Genomic DNA, 23,126 nt, shown 5'->3' with positions numbered 1-23,126 from the left:
CATTGAATTCGAAAGCACAGCGACTTTCTGATCAAACCGTTAGGATGTCCATCAGAAACCGCAGAAATCGCGTCAATCTGCGCTCAGATAACGCTGATTGAGAGCACGTACCTAAGCTCTTCCAGAGGGGACCCAGAGCCTCAAATATATTGCCACGCGCCAGAGCGAACAAGCCATATGGAACCGCGACTGATTACGCATTTGATAGTATCAGATTGATTTGTCCCGCAGCACCAAAGCCAGTCAAAGGTTGCAGTAGTGACAGCGCAGTTGACCCTGGTGCGTTCGGGGGCGGGCCGGCCGCGATCTGAGCACGGGCGAGGAAGCAGTCGATGAACTTATTAGCAGCCTCCGGGGACTGGAATACCGCCACACGATCGCTTCCCAGAACGGCACGGGTTTCTTCTTGCAACACCTCGCGTTGACGATCTATGTCCAACTGCCCAAAGGCCTTGGGTAAATTGAACGCAGTCTCAAAAACCTCACGCAGGGGCGGCTTTCCCATGATCGAAAACCATGCGGTGTCATCCGATTGCCCGCTACTTGCGTGGATTGCGATCTCACGTTTGAAAGACATCGCAAGCCGCAGCGCGGGCTCTGTTTGCCCAACCGCGATCTCAAACTGTCGATCCTTGTAGGCGCGTGTCACCGTTTCGGCAAAATCGGAATATCCAGTGCGCGCACCCAAAAGATTGCCAAACCCAAAGGCTTCGGAGATATCATGGAACCTCTTATCAACTAAGCGACTGGCCAGGGCAGAGCGGTCTTCCGTTCCCTCCTCGAGAATCTTGCGCATAAAGAACTTGGAACCGAGTTGCTCATCCAGTCCAAACGCCCCCAGTGCGACCTTGAACAACGTGTGGTCCTTGACCAGGTCTTCTGCGGTTTTGACCTTGGCGATATTCTCTTTGAAGTAGGCCACATCCCGCGCCAAAGCAGGCGATTTGTCAAAAGCGACCTGCTGCGCATCCTGCGTGCGCTGCAGAAAGTTCCAGCCCGCTATACCAGACAAAGGTGTGACCGGGCGAAACACTATTGCCTCCGCCCATGTTCCAGCAGCCGTTCTTCACGAGCAATCAGATTCCGCAACGATTTGAGCGCCGGATAGTATTGCCCCGCGACAGTTTTTTCGGTGGCGCAGTTCAGATGCAGTTGGCTTTCACGATCCGTGAAAACCTGGCTGAGTTGTTCGATCCCCTGCAACAACTGTCGGCGGCCTTCATCTGCCTCTGCTTCACCGGCAAGAACCATCTGCGCGACATAGCAGACGCGCTTGACCGGTGTGGTTGCGTCAGATGGATGTATGGCATCGCGCAGGCGCAGGACGTTCGCCTCGGGCGTGATAACGCTTAGCCGTGTCCGGCGGTCACCGTTTTCCATCACCACGCCGTTGATCATAATTCGTTCCCGCGGGCCGAGCTTCAAAACCAGGCCGGACATCACCGTGCCCCCCCGCCAGCGCGTAGCCCGGTCATCACAGCGGTGTTGATATCAACCAGCGCATCAACCTGACCATCCCCCGCAAGAACCCGGCGGCTGTGCAGCATGGTGAATTCTGCCAGATAGACAATCTGGGCGCGCACCTTTTCCGGCAACGGATTGCTGCCAAGGGTCACATCATCGGCCAAGATACCCCAGAGCAACTGGTTCCTGTGCAGAGCCGCGGCAAGGCGTGGAAAATCTGGAGCATTCGACCCTGCATATGCTGCGAGATCACGGGTGATCTCTGCAAACGCACGATATTCGGTGTCAAGCGATGTTGGGGCGATTCGGGTAGCGCCGGAATAGGCGTTTTGGGCAAGAGCTGAGGCGTTCATTCTGGCTGTCCTTGATCACACCGCCTAAAAGGGGGGGGGCGCCGGGTCATCACGTCAGGGTGGCGGTAGAGGCGAGGATACCCCCGCCTCCCCATGTCCGGTTACCGGAACAGCGACAGAATGTTCTGCGGCGACTGGTTGGCAATCGACAGCGACTGGATACCCAACTGCTGCTGAACCTGCAAAGCCTGCAGACGCGCCGACGCCTCTTCCATATCGGCGTCAACCAGCGCACCGATACCCGATTTCAGACTGTCGGTCAGCTTGCTGACAAAGTCGTTCTGGATCTCCAGGCGCTTCTCGCCCGTCCCGAACTCTGCAGCCGAATCGATAGCCGTCTGCGTCAGGTTCTCAATCGCAGCCAAAGCCGCTGCCGCACCATCTTCGGTCGAGATGTCAATATCACCCAGAAGCTCCAGACCACCGCCGACGGTACCATCGGCCGCAGCACCATTGGTATCTTCGGAGGCATCAGCCGTTGCGATTGTGATCGCGTTGGCAGAGTTGTTGGTCAGATCAATCTGACCTGCCGTGGGGGATGCTGAAAAGCTGACCAGATCACCAAATCCGGCGGCTTCTGCCTCGAAGTTCAGGCGGGCAACCATGTTGTCGACCACGTCAGCCATAGTGTCACCTTCCCGGGCGACATAAGATACCGTCGTCGTCCCGAAATCGAGATCAGCGCCTGCATCCAGACCACCAGCCATGTCGAATTCGAAGCTCTGGCCGGCAACGACGGAGGTGGACGTGAAGGCCGCTGCAGCCCCCGTTGCACCCGCAGCTACTGCCGCATTGGCCCCGACGGTATCTGCCATGGTTCCGGCAGTGTTGTTACCCTGACCAAGATCCTGTTTGGTGATCGAAATCTCGGATGCGGTCACGCTGCCAGCCGAATCGCGGTCAAGAGACGCCAGAACGCTCATTGTCCCGTCACCTGCCGTTGTCGACGTATTCGACAGCAGGTTCTGGCCATTGAACTGAGCCGCCGAGACAATCCCGGTGATCTGATCACGAAGCGAGGACAGGTCAGCCTGCAGCTTTTCACGGTCGACATTGTCCTCCTGCGCGGCGACAACCTTCGACTTCACCTCATTAAGCAAGCCGGTAATCTGCTCTGACGCGTTACGTGCAACGGCAACGGTCGACGACCCAAGGCTTAGCGATTCGGAGATTGCCTTGAACCCGGCAACATCCGATTCCATCACGGTAGAAATCGCCCAGATGGCCGAGTTATCACGCGCCGACGCGATCGACTTACCCGTCGAAATCTCGTTCTGGGTGCTGGCCAGGTTGGAGTTGATACCCTTAAGGGTCTGCAGCGCAACCATGGCGCTGTTGTTGGTAAGAATGCTAGACATTGACTGTCCCCTTTGGCGTTGCGGCGCTTTCGACGCCGCGTTCACAACAATGACCACAAAGCGTGGTCGCGATTTCGCCATTCTGACGCTTGCGGCAGTCCTGGGATTTCGCCCCGCCGCGCCGACCGCTTGGGTCGCTGGGGACAACCTGGCCCATTGTGAATAACAGGACCTTAAGATTTGTCTTTTGATCAGATATAGTTAGAGACGATTTTAGGTTAATCTTGCCTTACCAAAACTCAGGAGCGTTTCTCTCGTGTTGGCGCGCTGCCAACAATTTCGCGGCGCTGACCCGCACCCGTATAAGTATTCAACTGTGCCTGCGCCTCGTCAATCTGGCGCAACTTCCGTTTTGCGGCTTCAAGCCCACGCAGGCTGGCCTCAGCCAGACCCTGATTGCGCTGCGCACTGGTTTGAACCCGCGTCAGCAGATCCATGGTTCGGGGGTCGTCGACCAGCTCAAGCGCCTCGATCTCGCTGGTCAGCGCAGTCAGCTTTGGCAAAAGGTCCGTCAGCGCCGCAATGCGCCCCTGCAACAGCAGAGCCCGCTCTGCCTTCAGCTGCTTTAGTAGTGCCTGCAGTTTTCTGTGCAGGGGCCGGTCGCCGAGCAGGTTCATTGCATGTCCTCCGCCAGGGCGCGCACGATTGCCTCGCTTAGCCCCAGACCGCCAGCAGCGGCCATCTGATCTGCATAAGTGCGCACCATGAAGGAGGAAAAAGCTTCCTCCCCCGCGCCACCGCCAAAACTCTCTGACGGGCGGGCAATCCCGGCGGATTTCAGCATCTCGGCCAGGAAAGCTGCCTCAAGTTCACGCGCAGTTTCCTGCAGGCGTGTTGCCTGCGCAGGGGGCATTTTTTGTGGCACCGTAAGAGGTAGGTCAGGCAGAACGGTCATCGGCGTATCCTTCGATTTCCCGACACTATCTGCAGGTCCGGTAAATAATTGGTAAGGCAAACTAGGGAATGTCGGTGCAATCAAATCTGTCAGGACACCGATTCGCATGCCGCACCCCCTTGCCGCCCTTTCCCCAACCGAAACCACGCGGCCTTCCAGATCATCCCAAAGCGCTGTGGAAGAGGCATCCGGTGTCACCTTCACACTCGCCATAGAAACGGCGCAAGGACTTGAACAGGGTGAGGCGATGCAAACGGAAGCAGAGCTGACAGATGATGCTGCGGTATCGTTAATAGAGGTGCCGGATACACCCGCGATTCCGACCCCCGAAGCAATCGCTACAGGAACGCCCAACATTGGTGATCCGGTTTTCGAAAAGCTTGCGGAGAACGGCACTGAAATCGGTGAAGCCTCGCCGGGAACCCTGCCCCGGCCAGACTTGAACGGCACGCCGGGAGCCTCAGAGGACCAGGTGGGCCTGCCCAATAATGCTCGGCCCGAGCCGCCAATCGGAGCGACGCTCACCGGCGATGCCCCTGTGGCTGAAACGCCGCGTCCAGCATCACCAAAGGCCGACACGACATCCCAATCCACTACGCCTCAGTCAACGCTGTCAGAGCCAACTTATGGCAAAGCCGCAGCAAACCAGAGCTTCGCACACCCCGTTGCCGAGCCTGAGCAACCCACAACTCAAGAGGCAGCGGATAACGAAGGCGACCAGCCATCACCGCCACGAATTGCGGTGACCGCGCCGCAGGTCTCCAGTCCTGTTCCAACGTCGCCTGCCGCTTCGGGACCAGCAGCCCCTACGGCAGACATCGTGTTTAGTTCAGACCCAGCGACGCCGACCGAAGAACCCGCAATTCCAGCGCCATCTTCGCGGGACATGCCGACCGCACCGACCGAAGCGGCCCGCTCGGTCCTTGCCGTGCCGCCCCGGGTGACGGAACAGGTGGTGCGTCTTTTGCAAAACGCGGACCCGACAACGGGGGGGAATCTGGAACTTCGGCTCGATCCGCCGGAATTGGGGCGAGTGAGGATCAGTTTCAGCGGGCTTGAAGGGGCGTTGACCGCCACCTTGTCGGCGGAACGGCCAGAGGTTGAGGCGCTGATCCGCCGCCACGCCGATGAGTTGCTGCGCAACCTGGCAGAGGCTGGCTTTGACGGTGCCTCCCTGAATTTTGCGTCGCATGGAGCAAAACACCAAAAGGATGCGTTGGGGACGGGTCTTTCTCTTGAGGACAATGTCGCGCCGGAAAACGCAACAGGCCAGATCGGCTCGCGGGTTTTGGACGATGGCCAACTTGATATTCGCCTTTGACAGCAGGAGACCGGGATGATTGTTGATACAAATGTGACCACCAGCGCCGCAGGTGCTGCCGCAACGTCGCTTAACAATACCAAGGAAGAAAAATCCGCGATCAGCGGCGATTTTCAGACCTTTTTGTCCCTTCTGACCGCGCAGATGCGCAATCAGGATCCGCTGAAACCAATGGAATCGACTGAGTTCGTCTCGCAACTGGCCAATTTCTCTGCGGTGGAACAGCAGGTCAAAACCAATGATGCGCTGGCAGCGATCTATACCGCGCTGAGCTCGGACGCCAATCTCGGTAACCTCGCCAGCTGGATCGGGCGCGAGGCGCAGGTAACCGGCGCGGTCAGCTTCGTCGGTAATCCGCTTACCATCTCTACCACCCCCGCCCCCGGGGCAGATGCTGCCGTGCTAGAAGTGATGAACGCCAGCGGCACCGTGGTGCAGCGCCTGCCAATCCCGCCGGACGCGTCAGAGGTGACATGGGATGGCAGTCTTGCTGATCTGACCTTTGCCCCAAGGGGGGCTTATTCCTTCCGTACCTCTTATTCAGCGAATGACACACCCATGGGCAGTGTGCCCGGACGTGTCTTCGTTCCGATCACCGAGGTCCGGATTGAGGATGGCAGCGCCGTGTTGGTCGATAACGGTGGGAATGTCATTCCTCTGACCGAGGTGGCGGGCGTTCGGGAACCCGTGACTGCCGCGAATTGACTGCGCATTGGGATCGACGGAATTGGCATGGTCCAGTTCGGCCAAGCCATTTGTTAGACATGTAATACGAGACAACGCTCAGTTGTCGTCGGCTAGCCGAACCTAATTGGGTCGCCACTCTCTAATCCTGATCGTTGCTGATCATCCTCCGCCTGAACCGCCAAATATCCTTTATGTAGCGATATCCCGGCCTGCATCACCCTTCCCTCTGCCTCCAACCTGCGCTACCAGCAGGGCTGGAGGAATGCCGCATGTCACTGAACAGTTTCGGACATCTGTTCCGGGTTACCACTTGGGGCGAAAGCCATGGCCCTGCGCTGGGTGCAGTCATTGACGGCTGCCCGCCGGGGATCGCGCTGAGCGAAGCGGATATTCAGACCTGGCTCGATAAACGCAGGCCCGGGCAGAACCGCTATACCACGCAGCGGCAGGAGGCGGATCAGGTGGAAATCCTGTCCGGCACATTCGAAGGACAGACCACTGGCACGCCGATCCAGTTGTTGATCCGCAATACCGACCAACGCTCCAAAGACTATTCCGAGATCGCGCAAAAGTTCCGTCCGGGCCACGCCGATATCACCTATCACATTAAATACGGCCTGCGCGATCCGCATGGCGGCGGGCGATCCAGCGCGCGCGAAACGGCTGCACGTGTTGCCGCCGGGGCCGTGGCCCGCCAAGCGTTGGCCAAGCTTGTGCCCGGCCTTTCGATCACCGGCTATATGGTCCAGATGGGACCGCATCGGGCCGAACGTAGCCGGTTTGATATGGATGAAATCGCGAACAACCCCTTCTGGGCACCCGATGCAGAAGCTGCCGCCGCATGGGCCCCCTATCTGGACGGGCTGCGCAAATCCGGCAGCTCTGTTGGTGCGGTAATCGAAGTAACCACCAACGGGCTGCCCGCAGGTTTGGGCGCGCCGGTTTATGGCAAGCTGGACACCGATATCGCAGCGGCCATGATGTCGATCAACGCGGTCAAAGGTGTTGAAATCGGTACCGGTATGGCCTCGGCTGAACTGACGGGCGAGGCGAATGCGGACGAGATCAGCATGGGGCCAGACGGGCCAGAGTTCTCGTCCAACCATGCTGGCGGCATTCTTGGCGGAATATCCACGGGGCAGGACATTGTCTGCCGCTTTGCGGTCAAGCCGACCTCCTCCATCCTGACGCCGCGCAAAACCATCACAGTCAGCGGCGAACCGGCCGAGATCATAACCAAGGGACGTCATGACCCCTGCGTTGGTATCCGCGCCGTCCCGGTGGGCGAGGCGATGATGGCCTGCGTTCTGGTCGATCATCTGCTGCTGGACCGGGGCCAGACCGGCGGGCTGCGCGGCCAGATCGGATGACCGATCCGCTGGCACAGCTGCGTCAAGCCCTGCGCCAGGACCTGTCAAAGCACCTCAACGGCACAGACCCCGCGCATGATCTGGCCCATAGCGACCGGGTCTGGCGCAACGCCGCGCTGATTGCCGACACGGAAGGCAGCGACCGCAAGGTCCTGCTGGGCGCGGCCTATCTGCACGATCTGGTTTCCCTGCCCAAAGATCACCCGGACAGAAAAACCGCCTCGACCCTATCGGCGGAGACCGCCGCGCCGATCCTGCAACATCTGGGGTTTTCGAAAGCTGAGATCGCCGCCTGCCAACATGCCATTGCAGCACACAGTTTCTCCGCAGGGATCCCGGCCAGAACGCCTGAGGCGAAAATCTTGCAGGATGCAGACCGGCTGGATGCGCTGGGGGCAATCGGGATCGCCCGGGCTTTCGCAGTGTCAGGGCAACTGGCCCGCCCTTTGATACATGCCGATGATCCTTTTGCACGCGACCGCGCGTTGGATGACCAGGCCCAATCCCTTGACCATTTCGCAATCAAACTGTTGCGCCTACCGCAGATGATGCAAACCAACACAGGCCGCAAACTGGCCGAAACCCGCGCCGCGAGCATGGTCGGATTTCTGCGGACACTCGGCGAAGAAATCGGCCACGCGCCGCCCGAGGCATTCCTGCGCCTATAGCATCATGCGAAAAACCTTAACCATCTGACGCTGTCTGGCATCAGAGACTTCAACGCGCCCGATGATGCGTGATGTCTTAGGTATTGCACAAGATGTTATAGATTAACGCGAAAACCGCGCGACAATCTCGATATGCGGTGACCAGCGAAACTGATCGACCGGCTGGACCCAATCCAACGCATAGCCACCCGCCAAAAGGATCGCCGCATCCCGCGCAAAGCTGACCGGATTACAGGACACGGCCGCAATCACCGGCGGCCCGGCCTCTGCCAGCACATGCGATTGCGCTTCGGCCCCGGCGCGCGGTGGATCAATGACCACGGCCTGAAACCGGGAAAGCTCGTCCTTGGTCAACGGGCGGCGAAACAGGTCACGCATTTCGGTCGTCACGGCCTGCAAGCCATCCGCCCCGCGCCATCCCGCCTGCAATGCGTCCAGCATTGCGGCATCCCCCTCAACCGCATGCACCTCTGCGGTTTCGGACAAGGGCAACGAAAAGGTCCCGCATCCGGCAAAAAGATCGGCGATACGCCGGGCCTCGCCCAAGGCCTTGCGCACCAGTTGCAGCAATGCGGCCCCGGCTTGCGAACTGACCTGCAAGAACGCTTTGGGTGGCAGCGGCACCCTGGCCTGACCAAACCTTACCATCGGTGCATTGGGCATCAGAACCGGCTCCCCCTCCCATGTCAGGCGGGCCAGGTCCGGGGGTATCATTCCGGCAAGATGGGTGCGCAACACCTGACCCAAAACTCGCCCGCCACTGACATCTATGTCCCAGCCGGTTTCTGTCGCAGTGACCTGCAGACGCACCGTGCCACGGCGCGAAGCAGCGGCGAGGGTCAATTGCAGCAATGCGGGGCGCAAGGCCTGAAAATCGGGCAGCAGCAAAGGGCAGTCGTCGATATCAATCAGATCGTGGCTGGCACGCACATGAAATCCAAGCCGCGCCGCCTTGCGCCCCCGTTGTCCGGCAAACACCGCCCGCCGGCGCAGCCCAGCCGCAAAGTCAAGCGCTTCGGGAACCTCGATTTCAATGCCATGCGCGGCCAGCGCGCGGCCAACCACCTCGGCTTTCCACTGCCGCAGGAAAGCGTCCGAACCATGCTGCAGGGCGCAGCCGCCGCAGGTTTCGAAGTAACGGCAACTGGGCTCTACCCGGTCGGCTGACGGTGTCAAAACGGCAAAGGGCACCACCGCCACCGTTTCACCTGGCAGGGTGAACGGGATCGCCGTGCCATCTGCGGCCAGCCCATCGCCAAGATGGCCCAACCGTGTGATCTGGGTCGTTTCCATACCTCAGTGATACGCGGGAAATGCGGGTTAACAACCGGGAAATGATAGCTGCACCGTTCTTGTGAAACGCTCTAGGCCCAGGCCTCAACGGTTTCCAAGATATCGACGTCAGCGCTAGGTCCGTTGCGCCCCATTGGTCCGGCAAGACCATTCTGCCACCCGCCAACGCGGATGCGCCTCCACCCATTTCGCCAGTTCGGGCGGTGCCTTCATCATGCAGGTTCTCTGGCTGATCTCGGGCGAGAACAACAGGCTGCGCTCTTCGCATTGCCCGGAATTGGTGCTCAGACAGGCGACAAAGAACAGCTCAATCATTGCGAAATCTTTCCCGGGTCAGGTCTTTGATCATTCCTCTATTAATGTCGGGGTAATCCGCGCGCGCAGACAGCGCTACCCCGCCATTTGGCGCATCTCGGGACTATTTCCGGGCCACCAGCAAAAACTCCTGATTGCCATCGCTGCCCAGCACCGGGCTTTCGATCGCCCCCAGAACCTGCCAGCCGGCCCGCGTAACAAAGGCCTGGCAATCGGCCAGCGCCTGCTGCCGCAAGGCCGCGTCGCGCACGATGCCCCCCTTGCCAACACCGCGTGGACCAACCTCGAACTGCGGTTTTACCAGCGCCACCAGCGCCGCCCCCTTGGCCGCAACGGCCAATGCTGGTCCCAGTGCTTTGCGCAACGAGATAAAAGACAAATCGCTGACCACCCAATCAACAGGCGGCAGGTCCTCCGGCAAGTCTCGGGCGTGGGTCCGCTCCAGATTGATCACTCGCGCATCCGCTGCAACGCGATCATGCAACTGCCCATGCCCGACATCCACCGCATAAACCTGCGCCGCACCGCGCGCCAGCAACACCTGAGTGAAACCACCAGTGGAGGCACCAAGATCCAGCGCAACGGCGCCGTCCGGCGACAGGTCAAAGCGATCCAACGCCGCCACCAGCTTGAGCGCCGCACGCGATACCCATTCCAGCCCGGCCCCCAAAAGCGTGATCTGTCCGCTCACCGTCTGCGCCGGTTTGCGGATCACGACCCCATCAACCGCCACCAATCCGTCCGCGATCAGCGCCTGCGCCCGCGACCGGCTGTCGGCCAGCCCTTCGGCCACCAACGCCTGATCCAGCCTCACAGCCCCGGCATTCCGGCCTGATCGGGATTGCGACGAACATAAACATCCTTGATCATGCGCGAGGTCTGGCGCGACCCATCATGGCTCCAGCCCGGCGGCATTACCGCATACATCAGCCGGTGTTTCAGGCTGATCCCCGGCTGAAACATATCCTTGAACACCCCGATCCATTCGTGAAACGCCACCCTCAGCGGGTTGAACGTGCCCAGATTATGCACCAGCCCGTATTCGACTTTCTCATCCTTTTGCTCCGGCACGAAGGTGCCGAACAGCTTGTCCCAGACGATAAAGGTCCCGGCATAATTCGCATCCAGATAGCGCGCATTGCGCCCGTGATGCACCCGGTGATGGCTGGGCGTGTTCATCACCGCCTCGAACCAACGGGGCAGTTTCACAATCGCCTCGGTATGGATCCAGAACTGATACACCAGATTGACCGCACCGCAGAAAATCACCATCAGCGGCTCAAACCCCAGCAGGATCAGCGGCGCGCGCATCACCATCATAAAGGTGAACGTCCCGGTCCAGGTCTGACGCAACGCCGTCGACAGGTTGTAATGCTGGCTAGAGTGGTGATTGACATGGCTGGCCCAGACCCAGCGCACCTCATGCCCGAAACGATGCACCCAGTAATAGCGCAGATCATCCAGCACAAAGCACAGCAGGATCACATACCAGGCATGCCCCAGATCCCACAGCCGGAACTGCCATAGGAAGGTGAAAAAGCCATAGGCGACAAAGGCCAGTAGGATGCCAAACGCAAAATTCCCCGCCCCCATCAAAAGCGAGGTCAGCGTATCGCGCGTCTCATACCGCCCGCCACGACCCTTGACCTTGATCCAGGTAATCTCGGCCAGCATGAAGATCAGAAAGAACGGCACCGCCAGCGCGATCACGTCGGGGTAGGTGAAGTCGTCCATGCCTCTAGCTCCTCTGTTTGGGCCTGCAGCGCTGTGCGCCATGCTGCCCGATCATCTTCGTCCGCCAGGACGACCCGGATCGCCGGTGCGATAAAATCATCCATATGCAGCAACAAACCATCGGGCTGATCCGCAACCTCGGGCGAACCGTCCAGATGCCGCACCACTGCATCATCGCCAAACGCCCGGATCACGCCCCGCCGACCGTCGTTCAGGTGCACCAGCGCAGCGTGCCCAAGATCATCAATCCGCGCTTCATCCGGGTGATCTCCGGCCCAGATCGCCTGCGCATCCGCCAAATCGTCGATATGCCGCGTCATCGTGCCACCGGTCATATGCACCAGCAAAACCACTGCGGCGATCCCCAAAACGACGATCGGCAGCATGATATGCATCGGTATCATACCCGAGCCTCCTCTGGGCAGGAACTATCGCGCCAAGCGCTGCGCCAATCAAGCCTGACACAACGTTAGCGTGCCAGCGCGCAGAACCGACGCGATTAAGGCGATCTTCCGCGCGGCCCGGCTATGAGATCAGTCAGGTTGGGTGGATCACCTTGACGCTTGATACGGCAAGACCAGGGACTGACAAATCTCCCTCAAGAACGCTCTTCAGGCCATCATCAGTCAGGGCACTTGGATCAATCTGTTGCGCAATACGGAACTCCGCGCAAACCGATCCTTTCTGTGACGGCCCTGGCTGAGCAAACATAGCTTTATGGTCTGCGGGGTACACAGGCTCTACCTTGCCATCCAAAGAACGATAAAGCACCAACTCCGTCGAAAACGCGCGAAGAATGGGCATCGGCGCCGGTGAATTTTCGCTTCTATGCAGCGCAAACTCATCAGGCATAAGCGTATTAGAATAAGCCAAAAGCGACTTACAGCGCCGCTGAAAGTCCGGACATTCATCAACGCAATAGTCGACCACCACTTGGGCCTGACGCCCTGCCAAATAAACGCTAAGAGACGCGTCTGACTTGAAACAAACGGCCCCGTCTCGATTAACCACAAGCGCAAGCAGGACGTCCACGGCCAAGCCGATCAATCTCGCAGCCCCCAGTGCACCAACATCACCAAGATACATCTCAGGTCGCTCGCGTAGTCCCTCCTGGAGGTTAAGCACCTTTATGCTTTCCGGCCCATATTCTGGCACGTTCAGACATCCTTGCGCCGACGCTCGACCATGCCGTCAGCCTACCTGTTTCAGCAAGGCAGACCAAGCCAAGTCACAACGAGAGGGGACACATATTCAAAACAATCACACCTTCAAATCCCGCAAAAAGGCCCGCACCGGTCCCGGCCCCCGAAGGTGATGACACACCAGATGCGCGGGCGGATCGTCAAAGATCGTCTGCATCTTTCGGCGCGCGCTATGCCGCGTGTTCCAGATCCAGCGCAGAAACTCCCAGCTCAACTGCTCGGGGCATCCCTCGGCCATATCCGGGCGCACCTGTCCATAACTGAATGCCGTTCGCCGCAACACACGCAAATAACGTAGCCAAAGCGGCGCATCGGCCCAGATCAAGGTGTCGGCCCGCGCCAGCCGTTCCGGCCAAGTCGCCGAATGCCCACCCTCGAAAATCCACGCGTCGCGCGCATGCACCTCGGCACACAGCCGGCCCTTCTCGGCCCGCGACCGCTCCACCCAGCCGGACTGCCAATGGATCTTGTCGATATGCACCACAGGCAATCCCGTGATCCGCCCCATCTCAGCCGCAAGCCACGACTTCCCGCCGCCCGGCTGACCAATGATCATCACCCGCTTCATCATAGCTTCATTGTTCCGCAAATATCCCCGCCGGAGGCACTACTCTTTAAAGTCCGGCAGGACAAGCGCCTCGGGATCCACAAAAACGCGATGCCCATCCGGGGTTTCGACCAGAACCCAACCGGTGGTTTCATCATAGTCAAACCCAGTGACTTGTGTCCCAGCAGGCAAAACCGACTGACCACCGGGCATGATGGTCGCCCCGGTGTCGGCGACCTGCGTCACAATCGGCTCTGCCGGGTCGATCACTGGCGTACCTTCGGCAACCAGAAAGCGCCGTAGCACCTTACCCTCTGGTGATGTTTCCTCGCGCAGCATAAAACCCGAGAAGTTCATGGCCTGCACCGTTGCAACATAGGGCAGACCGTCCGGTGCAATCCGATAATGCGTTTCATACCAGGACGGCCCAGATCGCGCATAGCTGACTAATCCCTTGCCATTCGGCAGGATTTCAGGATTGCCAATATTTCCCGCTGGCTGCCATCCTCTTTGCGGTGCGAAAATCAGAATCTGTTAGAACAGATTGACGCCGCCATAGCCGACACCATCCAGGATCATCAGGTCGGTCCAGCCATTACCATTGATGTCTTGCGCGATACCAATGTGCTGATCGAACCGGAGCAACTCTTCATAGAACGCCACGGATATATCAGGCCCTACCGGCCCCGAGACCATCAGCGCCTCCTCCGACAGCGTCAGCAAAACATGGCTGTCCTTTCCCACTTCGACCGATAGGCTTTGACCTGGCAGCAAGACCAGCTCATTGGCAAGGCTGGGACCAGTTGAAAAGACCGACAAACATAGCACCCAGCACGCGCAGCAATGCCGATCAAAGCGCACAATGGCCCGAACAAGACATGAAACCATGGCAATCCCCTCCACTGCCAAGGGATACTGCCCCGCCCTCACTTGCGTCAACCAAGCAGGCGATGGACTTGCCGGAGCGTCAGCAAAACGCCCCGGGCCGGTTGCATCAGCGGATGGCCGTTGGGTTGATCATCATCTGCACCGCGCCGCGCATACGGGTCACACCCAGCACGAACATGAACTCATGCACGCCATCGGCAACCAGTTCGCGGCTGTCCATGTTTTCCAGAATATAAATCCCATGTTGCGGCAGCAGGATCTGGTGAACCTTGAAAATCCCGTTCTGCGGGTCTTCAAACGGCACGGCCTCCAGCCCCCAGGTATCGCCGCCAACGGCTACGACACCAATTTCGGCCAGATACTCCGCCCCTGAAACACCCAATCCCGGCTCGACCGAGACATAACGCTTGTGATCCGGGGTCTCACCATCAAGCAGGTTCAGCCAGCCCGAATGGAACAGCACGACATCGCCTTCGCGGATTTCGACGCCCTGCTGCTCGGCGGCGGCGATGACATCCTCTTTGGTATAGGCGGTGCCTTCATCAAGGATGTCCTTACCGTAATAGGCTGCCATATCCAGCATCACACCGCGTGCAACCAGTGGCGGCAGCTTCTCCAGCCCCAGCTTGGTCAGTCCGTCAGCCTTGGCAAAATCCGGTGATTTGAACCCGTTATAGTAGGTATGACCGACACCGATATGGCCCAACCCGTCGATCTGCGGACCAATCCCCAGCCAGCCCATAAAGATATCGTCATTATAGGTCATCTGATTGCCGCCCAGACCCTTTGTCTCAACCTGATTGGGCTGAAGCACAGTCAGGCTCATGGAGCGCGGCGCAAAGGCTGGTGTCTTCGAATCCACCACAATCCCCAGATTGTAGGTCTTGCCTTGCGTGACCAGACCAGCGGCGGCTTTGACGCTGGCCGGCGTGATCCGGTTGGCCGCGCCGATCTCATCCTCCGCGCCCCATTGCGACTTTGTCCAATCCTGAGCCTGAGCCCCAGAGGCGGCCAGACAACAGATCACAGCAGCATGCATCACAAGTTTCATTGTGCTTCCTCCCGAGTTATGCGGTCTGTTTTTTTGTCGGCGTAGCACGACCGCATTGCTGTTGAACAATACGAAGGTCACCATTTACATGGTGACATTCTAAGGCAGGAGACGGTTGCGCCAAGTTATATCTTCGTCTCGATCAATCCTGCGGCTGCCCGGCAGAACATCACGCGGCGATTGCGAACCCCCCGCTTAGTCTTCGGTCCGAGCGTCGCTATTACTCGGCAGCTTCCAGATCCAGGAAACCACCAGACTGCCGGCTCCAGAAACGGGCATAAAGGCCATCTTTTTCCAGCAAGGCATCATGGGTGCCCTGTTCCGCGATGCGTCCCTGATCCAGCACGATGATCCGGTCCATCTGGGCAATCGTGGATAGCCGGTGCGCAATGGCGATCACCGTCTTGCCTTGCATGACTTCGTTCAAAGCCGCTTGAATTTCCGCCTCCACCTCACTGTCGAGGGCCGAGGTCGCCTCGTCCAGCACTAGGACCGGGGCATCTTTCAGGATCGCGCGAGCCAGGGCGATACGCTGGCGCTGCCCCCCGGACAGCTTTACACCGCGTTCGCCCAGATGTGCCTCATAGCCTTCGCGCCCGCGATAATCCTGAAGGCCCTGAATAAAGTCATGGGCCGAGGCGCGCGCTGCTGCTTCGTGCACTGCGGCGTCGCTGGCCTCGATCTGACCATAGCGGATATTCTCTGCCGCCGGGCGGTTGAACATGGGGGTTTCCTGCCGCACCACCGATATCTGACGACGCAGACTGTCCTGCGTCAGGTCCCGGATATCCACCCCATCCAGGGTGACCGCCCCACCCTCGACCTCATAAAGCCGCAGCAAAAGCGATCCCGCCGTGGTCTTACCCGCGCCCGACTGACCGACCAGCGCAACCTTCTCGCCCGGTTCGATATGCAGATCAAACCCGTCCAGTGCCGCGCGATCCTCTCGCCCGTATCCGAACGAGACATTCTTGAACGCAACGGCACCCCGGCCCCGCTTAAGCTCTATCGCATTCGGGCGGTCGACGATCTCGTGCGCGGGTGACAGGGTGCGAATGCCATCCTCGATCTCGCCTATATTCGCAAATATCCCCAGCGCCGTATGACTGACCCAGCCGGACATCTGCGCCAGACGTGTCGCCAGCAGGCCTGCGATGGCAATATCCCCGGCGGTCGCCTGACCGGCAGACCACAGCCACAGCGTTGTTCCGATCAAGGCGGTCGGCAGCAATCCGGCCAGCGTGAACAGCACCAGCCGGAACCAGACAACGACCGCACCGAACTCCAGCCCGGCATCGCGAAACCCGGACAGTGCATCCTTGGCGGCGTCATCTTCATGCGCGCCATGGCTGAACAGCTTGACCATCGTGATATTGGTGATCGTATCGACCACCTGCCCGGTCACCATGGCCCGCGCCGCAGCCCGCGCCCGATCCCGAATGCGCGGCAGGAACGCCCGGATCAGTATCGAATAGGCCGCAACCCAGACCAGCAGGATCAAACCCAGCCGCCAGTTCACCGAACCCATGATCAGCGTCGCGCCCAGGACCGAGGCCACAACAAAGCCGCCGATATTCGCCGTCTCTAACACCACATCGGTCAGCGCCCGCGCGGTCTGCTGCGCCTTTTGTGCAATGCGCCCGGCGAAATCGTCGTCAAAGAACCGCATCGACTGGCCCAGCGTGTAGCGGAACAACCGCGACAGGATCAGCGAAAACAGGTTGGGGCCAAGCGCAACCGACTGCATCGCGGCGTTCAGCGCCATCAGGGCCGGGCGCAGGACAACAAAGAACAGCGCAATGCCGATCAGGCTGAATGCGGCGATACGGATAAACTCCGGCCCGGTCTTTTGCGCCTGATCTATTGACCAGCCGATCAGCACGGCCCCGGCAACCTCGGACAGTCCAACGGCAACGGAAATCGCCAAAGCAATCAGGAATGTCCGCCCCGATCCGCGCAAAGCCCATCCCAGAAACGGCCCAAGCCGGTTTGGCATCACGCCTTCGGCCGCGCCAAACGGCGCTATCATATCTGCAAAGAATTTCATGTTGCTGCCCCGCAAGCCTGCGATCCGCAATATAGCGCCAGCCGGGCGGAAACCCAGAAAAAGCGAGCAATATCACGGCGAAAATATTTCTTGATAAGGGGGGTGACGGAATGTCGCAAACGGTCTATACGACCCACATCGACTCATGGAGAGGTCTTTTGATGGAATTCTGCGGCTCACGATTTAGCTGACACCAGCGCAACGCCGTAGATGGCTGCGCTAGGCAGCCTCACTTCCTGACATTCCGACCTTTTTTGCCCCTTGGGAGGGCAGCCATGACTCGCCTTTGCACTCAGATGTTTGCCGTCGCTGCGCCTACGCAGTCCTTCCCCTTTTTCGCTTTGACGGAGGGCTATCATGCCTGATTTTGAGAACCTCGTTGATCCGTTCCAGCCTTACAAAGAAACCACGCCGCCCAAGACCCTGCGGCTTTATCTATGGGAGCATATTCAGCCCTTTCGCAAGGTGCTGGGCATGGTCGCCATTGCAGGCCTCTGTGCCGCGCTTCTGGAAACCGCGCTGATCTATTATGCCGGGCATGTCATCGACCTGATGACCGCTGCCGGTCGTGCGGATTTCTGGGGATTACATGGGGCAGAGCTTGCCTTTGCCGCCGTGTTGATTCTGTTCCTTCGGCCCATCACCATATCGGTGAACTTTGCTCTGCTGTTCCGGGCGTTTTCGACCAATATGGTGCCACAGGCCCGCTGGCGCGCGCATAAGCACATGCTGGGTCAGTCGGTCGGCTTTTTCCAGAATGACTTCGCCGGGCGGCTGGCGAACCGGGTCATGAATATGGGTTATGCGGTCGAGGACAGCATATTCCTGATGTTCGAAGGCTTCTGGCATGCCGCCATTTTTGTGATCGGCACCTTTATCGTGCTGTCGCAGATGGACATCCGGCTGGCGCTCCCGCTTTTGATCTGGGTCAGCATCTATCTGGGCTTTGTGATCTGGCTGGCTCCCAAGATTGGTCAGGCCTCGGAAAAACTCAGCCATGCCAACTCTGCCGTGACGGCACGGGTGGTCGATGCCTATACCAATATCGAAACGGTCAAGCTGTTCTCCCATGCGTCGCGCGAAGAAACTTATGCCAAGTCGGCCATGTCCCGGCACCGACTGCGGTTCTCGCGTATTTTGCGGCTGTTCTCGTTGATGATCACCGGGATTGCAGCGGTGAACGCTCTGGCCTTCCTGATGCTGGTCGGTCCGGCGATCTGGCTGTGGACCGCGGGCGCCCTGACGATTGGCGAAGTGTCCACCGCCGTGGCGCTGACGGTGCGGCTGAACGCCATGACCGGCTGGATCATGTGGCTGACGGTCCGCATTTTTGAGCATTTCGGCGTGATCCGAGAAGGGTTGGAAAGCATTGCCGTGCCGCAGGCCGTGGTCGATGCACCAGACGCCAAACCTTTGCAGGTGGCCAATGCCGAGATCCGTTTCGACGGGCTGACGCATCACTATGGCAAGGGCAAGGGTGGTCTCGACAATGTGTCGCTGACCATTCCGGCGGGGCAGCGTGTGGGCCTGATCGGACGCTCTGGCGCGGGCAAATCCTCGCTGGTGAACCTGTTGCTGCGCTTCCGCGATGTCGAAGGCGGGCAGATCCTGATCGACGATCAGGACGTGTCAAAGGTCACGCAGGACAGCCTGCGGGCCGAAATAGGCATGGTCACGCAGGACAGTTCCCTGCTGCATCGTTCGGTGCGCGATAACATCCTTTACGGTCGCCCCGATGCAACCGAGGCTGAAGTTATCGCCGCCGCCAAGCGGGCGGAGGCGCATAGCTTCATTCAGGACCTGAGGGATCCGAAGGGGCGCGCGGGCTACAATGCTCAGGTTGGAGAGCGGGGTGTGAAGCTGTCCGGTGGCCAGCGGCAGCGGATCGCATTGGCGCGGGTGATCCTAAAGGACGCACCGATCCTGATCCTGGACGAGGCAACCTCGGCCCTTGATAGCGAGGTCGAGGCCGCCATCCAGCGCACGCTTTACGGCGTGATGGAAGGCAAAACCGTGATCGCCATCGCGCACCGTCTGTCGACAATCGCGCAGATGGACCGGATCATCGTTCTGGATCAGGGCCGCATTGTAGAGGACGGCACCCATGACGATCTGCTCGCTGCAGGCGGCACCTATGCCGGCCTGTGGAACCGGCAATCAGGCGGGTTCCTTGGCACCGACACCAACCCGACAGCGGCGGAATGAAAACCTTCCTTCGCCGCCTTGCCGCACCGCTGGAGGGGTTGGCCGACCCCTACCAGCCTGCCGCTACGCCACCTGACCCAAGGGTTGGCCCGTATCTGCGGGCCAGCCTTGCGCCACTGCGCAAAGTCCTGATCGCCAGCCTGATCTTTACCATCATCGCCGCGTCGATTGAGGTCTGGCTGATCGGGTACGCTGGGCGCCTGATCGACAGGCTTTCCGAAATTGAACGTGGCACCCTTTGGCAAACCCTTGGCTGGGAGCTGGCCTTTGCTGCGCTGATGCTGCTGGTGCTGCGGCCAATCTCTCATTACCTGCGCGAGGGGACCAATGACCTTGGCCTCCGGCCCAATGCGGCGACATTGTTTCGCTGGCGCGCCGTCCGCCATGTGGGGCAGCAATCAGTAGGCTGGTTTCAGAACGATTTGGCCGGGCGCACGGCAAGCCGGGCGATTGAGATCGGCACCAACGCCTCAAGCGCCATCTATAATGTCATCAACGCGCTGGCCTATGTCATGGTTTATCTGGTCGGCATCACCATCCTTATGGCCTCTGCCGATCTGCGCCTGATGTTGCCGATCCTGCTGTGGCTGGCGCTTTATGCCGTCACGATGTGGGTGCTGATACCGGCATTCACGCGCACAAGCGAGGCCTTCCAAACCGTCCGCTCTGCCATGACCGGGCATTTGGTGGACAGTTGGTCAAACATCGACACGGTCAAACTGTTTGCCGACAGCGCGATGCAGGAAAACGATGCGCGCCAGCGGGTCGAAAAAACGCGGCAGGCGTTCTTTTCGCTTCAACGGGTCGAAGTTGCCATCAACATGACGATCACGGTGCTGGACGGTGTCATCATCGTCGGACTGACCGGCTTTACCATCGTGCTTTGGCAGAACGGTGCGGCGACTGTCGGGCTGGTCGCTGCAGCACTGGCCCTGTCGCTGCGGATCACCGGCATGGTCGAATGGATGATGGAAGCCACCACTATGGCAAAGGGGTGGGGGGCCTGGACCACATCTCGCTTAGCATCCCGGCTGGCCAGAAGGTGGGTCTGGTCGGCCGCTCTGGCGCTGGCAAATCGACCCTGGTCAACCTGATCCTGCGTTTTCATGCAGCAGAACAGGGCCGGATCATGATCGATGGTCAGGATATCACTACCGTTACGCAGGACAGCCTGCGGTCCCAGATCGGCATGGTAGCGCAAGAGGCCGCGCTACTGCATCGGTCTGTCCGTGACAACATCGCCTATGGCCAAAATGGCGTAACGGACCAGCAGATTGCCGAGGCAGCAGCGCGTGCCGAAGCGCATGAGTTCATTCAGGACCTGCAGGATCAGGAGGGACGCAAGGGCTATGAAGCGCATGTCGGCGAACGCGGTGTGAAGCTGTCCGGCGGGCAGCGGCAGCGAATTGCGCTGGCGCGGGTGATCCTGATCCTGGACGAGGCCACCTCGGCCCTCGACAGTGAGGTCGAGGCCGCCATCCAGCACACACTTTATGGCGTGATGGAGGGTAAAACCGTCATTGCCATCGCCCACCGCCTGTCCACCATTGCGCAAATGGACAGGATCATCGTTCTGGATCAGGGCCGCATCGTCGAGGACGGCACCCATAACGACCTGCTGGCCACTGGCGGCACCTATGCGACCCTGTGGGACCGGCAATCAGGCGGGTTCCTCGGCACGGACACCAAACGGGACGCGCCGCAATAGCCCCATTGTCCTTGGCGTATGACCATCGTATCACCCTTTGATCCGCAAGGGAGATGACCAATGTCCGATGATCTGACCAACGAGAAAGCCCGCGCAAGTGCTTGGTTTACAGAGTTACGCGACCAGATCTGCGCAGCGTTTGAAGGTCTTGAGGACGCGCAGGACAGTGGTCCATTCGCCGATCATCCCGTCGGCCGTTTTGAACGCAAGGAAACCCGCCGCGATGCTGGGGACGGCTCGGATGCCGGTGGCGGCGTGATGTCTGTCATGCGCGGCGGGCGTGTGTTCGAGAAGGTAGGCGTCAATATTTCCACCGTGCATGGTGAGTTGGGAGAGGCCGCGCGCCGGTCTATGCGCGCCCGACCCAACCTGGCCGGGATTGACGACGATCCGCGCTTCTGGGCCTCGGGCATCTCACTGGTTGCGCATATGCAAAGCCCCAAGACACCCGCCGTTCACATGAACACGCGCATGTTCTGGACCCCGCATGCTTGGTGGTTCGGCGGCGGCGCCGATCTGAACCCGATGGTTGAGGTTGCCGAGGATACGGAGTTTTTCCATGCGCAGCTGAAATCCGCCTGCGACGCGCATGACCCAGCCTATTACCCCAAATTCAAAGCCTGGGCCGATAACTATTTCATGATCCGCCACTGGGGCGAGGCACGGGGTGTCGGCGGCATCTTCTATGACGACCATTGCACCGATGACTGGGAGGCGGACTTCGCTTTCACCCAGGACGTCGGCCGCGCCTTCATCAACGCATTTGTCCCGATCACGGAACGCCGCATGCCCGAAGCCTGGACCGACGCAGACCGGGACTGGCAACTGATCAAACGCGGGCGCTATGCCGAGTTCAACCTGGTCTATGACCGCGGCACCCAGTTCGGCCTGCAAACCGGTCACAACCCCGAAGCCGTGCTGATGTCCCTGCCCCCGGTCGCGAAATGGCCCTGAGCAGTCCCTATGATTTCACATGCCGGATCTCAAGGTTCGGCAAGCCAATCGGCGTGACCCCGAAATCGCAGCACAACTTGCCAAAACCTTCCGTCTCTAACAGGTCGCAATAAGGCCGCTCAGGAAAGATAAGACCGGCACGGTGCAGGTCGGCGCGGACAAGCAGCATGGTTCCGCCAACACCTGTCAGGTGGGTCTGGTTAACGAAACGCAGATTATTCAGATGTCGCCGACCGCCATAGCCAATCGGTGGCTGGAACACCCCACCGTGGCAGCGTTTGTAGTACCTGTAATCGCGGCTCCCGTGCATCTCCACGAAAGAGTTCATGTCAAAGCTCTGGCCCGCTGGGTCCAGCACACAGTTGGGCACGACAACACTGGCCCGTGTATCCAGCAGGCGGTTCAACACGTCGGGAGGATAGTCACAGACATCCACATCGATCCATAAGCACCACTTGTCTTGCGGTCTAAGGCCCTTTGCAATCAGGTGATTGCGGACCTGGGCCAAAACACTCCGGCGCTTTGCCTGGAATTTCGGTTTCCAGCGTGACCTGCCCCCCGAGGCTCCCTCATTCATAACGAGAGTCTGCGGGTCTGGTTTTCATATTCGTTGGTTTCGTTTTGGGCAAGCGCGCCGGGCGCGGAGCCCTCAAATTGCTCAAGCGTCCGGCGCGCTTCTGCGGGTGTTTGGTTGCCGAGCGATGAGTGCGGCCTGACGTTGTTGTAGTCGTATCGCCAGAGCGCCAGCTTGCGCCTTGCATCCTCTAGGCTGTCGAACATCTCCTCGTTCAGGAGCTCGTCGCGCAGGCTTCCGTTGAATGACTCGATGAAGGCATTCTGCTGCGGCTTGCCCGGGTCGATGTAATGCCACTCGACATTGTTGTCGTTGGCCCATTTCAGGATCGCCCGGCTGGTGAACTCGGTCCCGTTGTCGCTGACTATGCTGGCCGGTCTGCCATAGACCCGGACAAGCGCATCCAGTTCCCGCGCGACGCGGGCACCCGAGATACTGGTGTCGGCCATCAGGCACAGGTTCTCGCGGCAGCAATCATCGTTCACCGCCAGA

Annotated in this window: 25 protein-coding genes and 1 pseudogene; 7 read left to right on the top strand and 19 right to left on the bottom strand. The window is 59.6% G+C overall.

Annotated features, from left to right (window positions below; translation table 11 throughout):
• Window positions 1-193 precede the first annotated feature (193 nt).
• The 6 genes from ACW9UQ_RS05810 to ACW9UQ_RS05785 form a co-directional block, all read right to left on the bottom strand.
• Window positions 194-1,033, bottom strand: coding sequence for a DUF1217 domain-containing protein (locus ACW9UQ_RS05810; RefSeq protein ID WP_458930060.1), 840 nt, complete (start codon window positions 1,031-1,033; stop codon window positions 194-196).
• Window positions 1,033-1,440: a flagellar biosynthesis repressor FlbT gene (flbT, locus tag ACW9UQ_RS05805; protein WP_458930059.1), complete on the bottom strand. Its 408-nt coding sequence runs from the start codon at window positions 1,438-1,440 to the stop codon at window positions 1,033-1,035. The genes ACW9UQ_RS05810 and flbT overlap by 1 nt, the downstream gene beginning before the upstream one ends.
• Window positions 1,440-1,817 carry a flagellar biosynthesis regulator FlaF gene (gene flaF / locus ACW9UQ_RS05800; RefSeq protein ID WP_458930058.1) on the bottom strand — a complete coding sequence of 126 codons (378 nt, stop codon included), beginning with the start codon at window positions 1,815-1,817 and terminating at the stop codon, window positions 1,440-1,442. The genes flbT and flaF overlap by 1 nt, the downstream gene beginning before the upstream one ends.
• 101 nt (window positions 1,818-1,918) lie before the next feature.
• On the bottom strand, window positions 1,919-3,175 hold the full coding sequence (locus tag ACW9UQ_RS05795; RefSeq protein ID WP_458930057.1) for a flagellin N-terminal helical domain-containing protein: 1,257 nt from the start codon (window positions 3,173-3,175) through the stop codon (window positions 1,919-1,921).
• A gap of 239 nt (window positions 3,176-3,414) precedes the next feature.
• The gene (locus ACW9UQ_RS05790; RefSeq protein WP_458930056.1) at window positions 3,415-3,792 is read right to left on the bottom strand and encodes a hypothetical protein; all 378 of its coding nucleotides are present in this window, start codon (window positions 3,790-3,792) and stop codon (window positions 3,415-3,417) included.
• Entirely contained in the window at window positions 3,789-4,070 is a 282-nt protein-coding gene (locus ACW9UQ_RS05785; protein WP_458930055.1) for a rod-binding protein, read from the bottom strand. The genes ACW9UQ_RS05790 and ACW9UQ_RS05785 overlap by 4 nt, the downstream gene beginning before the upstream one ends.
• Window positions 4,071-4,176: 106 nt before the next feature.
• Between ACW9UQ_RS05785 and ACW9UQ_RS05780 the strand changes: the two genes are divergently transcribed.
• From ACW9UQ_RS05780 to ACW9UQ_RS05765, 4 genes are all read left to right on the top strand, one after another.
• On the top strand, window positions 4,177-5,391 hold the full coding sequence (locus ACW9UQ_RS05780; protein ID WP_458930054.1) for a flagellar hook-length control protein FliK: 1,215 nt from the start codon (window positions 4,177-4,179) through the stop codon (window positions 5,389-5,391).
• Between the two features lie 15 nt (window positions 5,392-5,406).
• Window positions 5,407-6,096, top strand: coding sequence for a flagellar hook capping FlgD N-terminal domain-containing protein (locus ACW9UQ_RS05775; RefSeq protein ID WP_458930053.1), 690 nt, complete (start codon window positions 5,407-5,409; stop codon window positions 6,094-6,096).
• 251 nt (window positions 6,097-6,347) lie between these two features.
• Window positions 6,348-7,448, top strand: coding sequence for a chorismate synthase (gene aroC / locus ACW9UQ_RS05770; RefSeq protein WP_458930052.1), 1,101 nt, complete (start codon window positions 6,348-6,350; stop codon window positions 7,446-7,448).
• A complete protein-coding gene (locus tag ACW9UQ_RS05765) occupies window positions 7,445-8,116 on the top strand; it encodes an HD domain-containing protein (protein ID WP_458930051.1) in 672 nt (223 codons plus the stop codon). The genes aroC and ACW9UQ_RS05765 overlap by 4 nt, the downstream gene beginning before the upstream one ends.
• A 102-nt stretch (window positions 8,117-8,218) precedes the next feature.
• Here the strand turns inward: ACW9UQ_RS05765 and ACW9UQ_RS05760 are convergent, their stop codons facing one another.
• The 11 genes from ACW9UQ_RS05760 to ACW9UQ_RS05710 all read right to left on the bottom strand — a co-directional run bounded on the left by ACW9UQ_RS05760 (window position 8,219) and on the right by ACW9UQ_RS05710 (window position 17,193).
• Window positions 8,219-9,409, bottom strand: a complete 1,191-nt coding sequence (locus tag ACW9UQ_RS05760; RefSeq protein WP_458930050.1) for a class I SAM-dependent RNA methyltransferase — start codon at window positions 9,407-9,409, stop codon at window positions 8,219-8,221.
• Between the two features lie 114 nt (window positions 9,410-9,523).
• The gene (locus tag ACW9UQ_RS05755) at window positions 9,524-9,724 is read right to left on the bottom strand and encodes a hypothetical protein (protein ID WP_458930049.1); all 201 of its coding nucleotides are present in this window, start codon (window positions 9,722-9,724) and stop codon (window positions 9,524-9,526) included.
• A gap of 103 nt (window positions 9,725-9,827) precedes the next feature.
• On the bottom strand, window positions 9,828-10,538 hold the full coding sequence (locus ACW9UQ_RS05750; protein WP_458930048.1) for a TlyA family RNA methyltransferase: 711 nt from the start codon (window positions 10,536-10,538) through the stop codon (window positions 9,828-9,830).
• On the bottom strand, window positions 10,535-11,458 hold the full coding sequence (locus tag ACW9UQ_RS05745) for a sterol desaturase family protein (RefSeq protein ID WP_458930047.1): 924 nt from the start codon (window positions 11,456-11,458) through the stop codon (window positions 10,535-10,537). Before ACW9UQ_RS05745 ends, ACW9UQ_RS05750 begins: the two co-directional genes overlap by 4 nt.
• Window positions 11,431-11,862, bottom strand: a complete 432-nt coding sequence (locus ACW9UQ_RS05740; protein WP_458930046.1) for a hypothetical protein — start codon at window positions 11,860-11,862, stop codon at window positions 11,431-11,433. Before ACW9UQ_RS05740 ends, ACW9UQ_RS05745 begins: the two co-directional genes overlap by 28 nt.
• A 133-nt stretch (window positions 11,863-11,995) precedes the next feature.
• Window positions 11,996-12,613: a hypothetical protein gene (locus ACW9UQ_RS05735; RefSeq protein WP_458930045.1), complete on the bottom strand. Its 618-nt coding sequence runs from the start codon at window positions 12,611-12,613 to the stop codon at window positions 11,996-11,998.
• 105 nt (window positions 12,614-12,718) lie between these two features.
• Entirely contained in the window at window positions 12,719-13,228 is a 510-nt protein-coding gene (locus tag ACW9UQ_RS05730) for a P-loop NTPase family protein (RefSeq protein ID WP_458930044.1), read from the bottom strand.
• 39 nt (window positions 13,229-13,267) lie between these two features.
• A complete protein-coding gene (locus tag ACW9UQ_RS05725) occupies window positions 13,268-13,564 on the bottom strand; it encodes a hypothetical protein (protein ID WP_458930043.1) in 297 nt (98 codons plus the stop codon).
• 177 nt (window positions 13,565-13,741) lie between these two features.
• A complete protein-coding gene (locus tag ACW9UQ_RS05720) occupies window positions 13,742-14,095 on the bottom strand; it encodes a hypothetical protein (protein WP_458930042.1) in 354 nt (117 codons plus the stop codon).
• Window positions 14,096-14,201: 106 nt separating this feature from the next.
• Window positions 14,202-15,146 (bottom strand): cyclase family protein, encoded by a 945-nt coding sequence (locus ACW9UQ_RS05715; RefSeq protein ID WP_458930041.1) that lies wholly within the window; start codon window positions 15,144-15,146, stop codon window positions 14,202-14,204.
• A 220-nt stretch (window positions 15,147-15,366) separates the two neighbouring features.
• Window positions 15,367-17,193, bottom strand: a complete 1,827-nt coding sequence (locus ACW9UQ_RS05710; RefSeq protein WP_458930040.1) for an ABC transporter ATP-binding protein — start codon at window positions 17,191-17,193, stop codon at window positions 15,367-15,369.
• 357 nt (window positions 17,194-17,550) lie between these two features.
• Here ACW9UQ_RS05710 and ACW9UQ_RS05705 point away from each other — a divergent pair, with 357 nt between their 5' ends.
• The 3 genes and pseudogenes from ACW9UQ_RS05705 to hemF all read left to right on the top strand — a co-directional run bounded on the left by ACW9UQ_RS05705 (window position 17,551) and on the right by hemF (window position 22,060).
• Window positions 17,551-19,398 (top strand): ABC transporter ATP-binding protein, encoded by a 1,848-nt coding sequence (locus ACW9UQ_RS05705; RefSeq protein ID WP_458930039.1) that lies wholly within the window; start codon window positions 17,551-17,553, stop codon window positions 19,396-19,398.
• Window positions 19,395-21,106 (top strand): annotated as a pseudogene (locus tag ACW9UQ_RS05700) (ABC transporter ATP-binding protein). Before ACW9UQ_RS05705 ends, ACW9UQ_RS05700 begins: the two are co-directional and overlap by 4 nt.
• A gap of 60 nt (window positions 21,107-21,166) precedes the next feature.
• Entirely contained in the window at window positions 21,167-22,060 is an 894-nt protein-coding gene (hemF, locus tag ACW9UQ_RS05695) for an oxygen-dependent coproporphyrinogen oxidase (protein ID WP_458930038.1), read from the top strand.
• Window positions 22,061-22,067: 7 nt separating this feature from the next.
• Here hemF and ACW9UQ_RS05690 read toward each other — a convergent pair whose 3' ends face one another.
• Both ACW9UQ_RS05690 and ACW9UQ_RS05685 read right to left on the bottom strand, forming a co-directional pair.
• Complete coding sequence (locus ACW9UQ_RS05690; protein ID WP_458930037.1) at window positions 22,068-22,637, bottom strand: glycosyltransferase family protein; 570 nt, start codon at window positions 22,635-22,637, stop codon at window positions 22,068-22,070.
• Window positions 22,634-23,126 (bottom strand): integrase core domain-containing protein (locus ACW9UQ_RS05685; protein ID WP_458930036.1); only part of this gene is annotated, 493 nt, incomplete at its 5' end. The genes ACW9UQ_RS05685 and ACW9UQ_RS05690, both read right to left, overlap by 4 nt.

This window comes from Halovulum sp. GXIMD14793, assembly GCF_054457435.1.
This window is presented reverse-complemented; position numbering and strand designations above follow the sequence as displayed.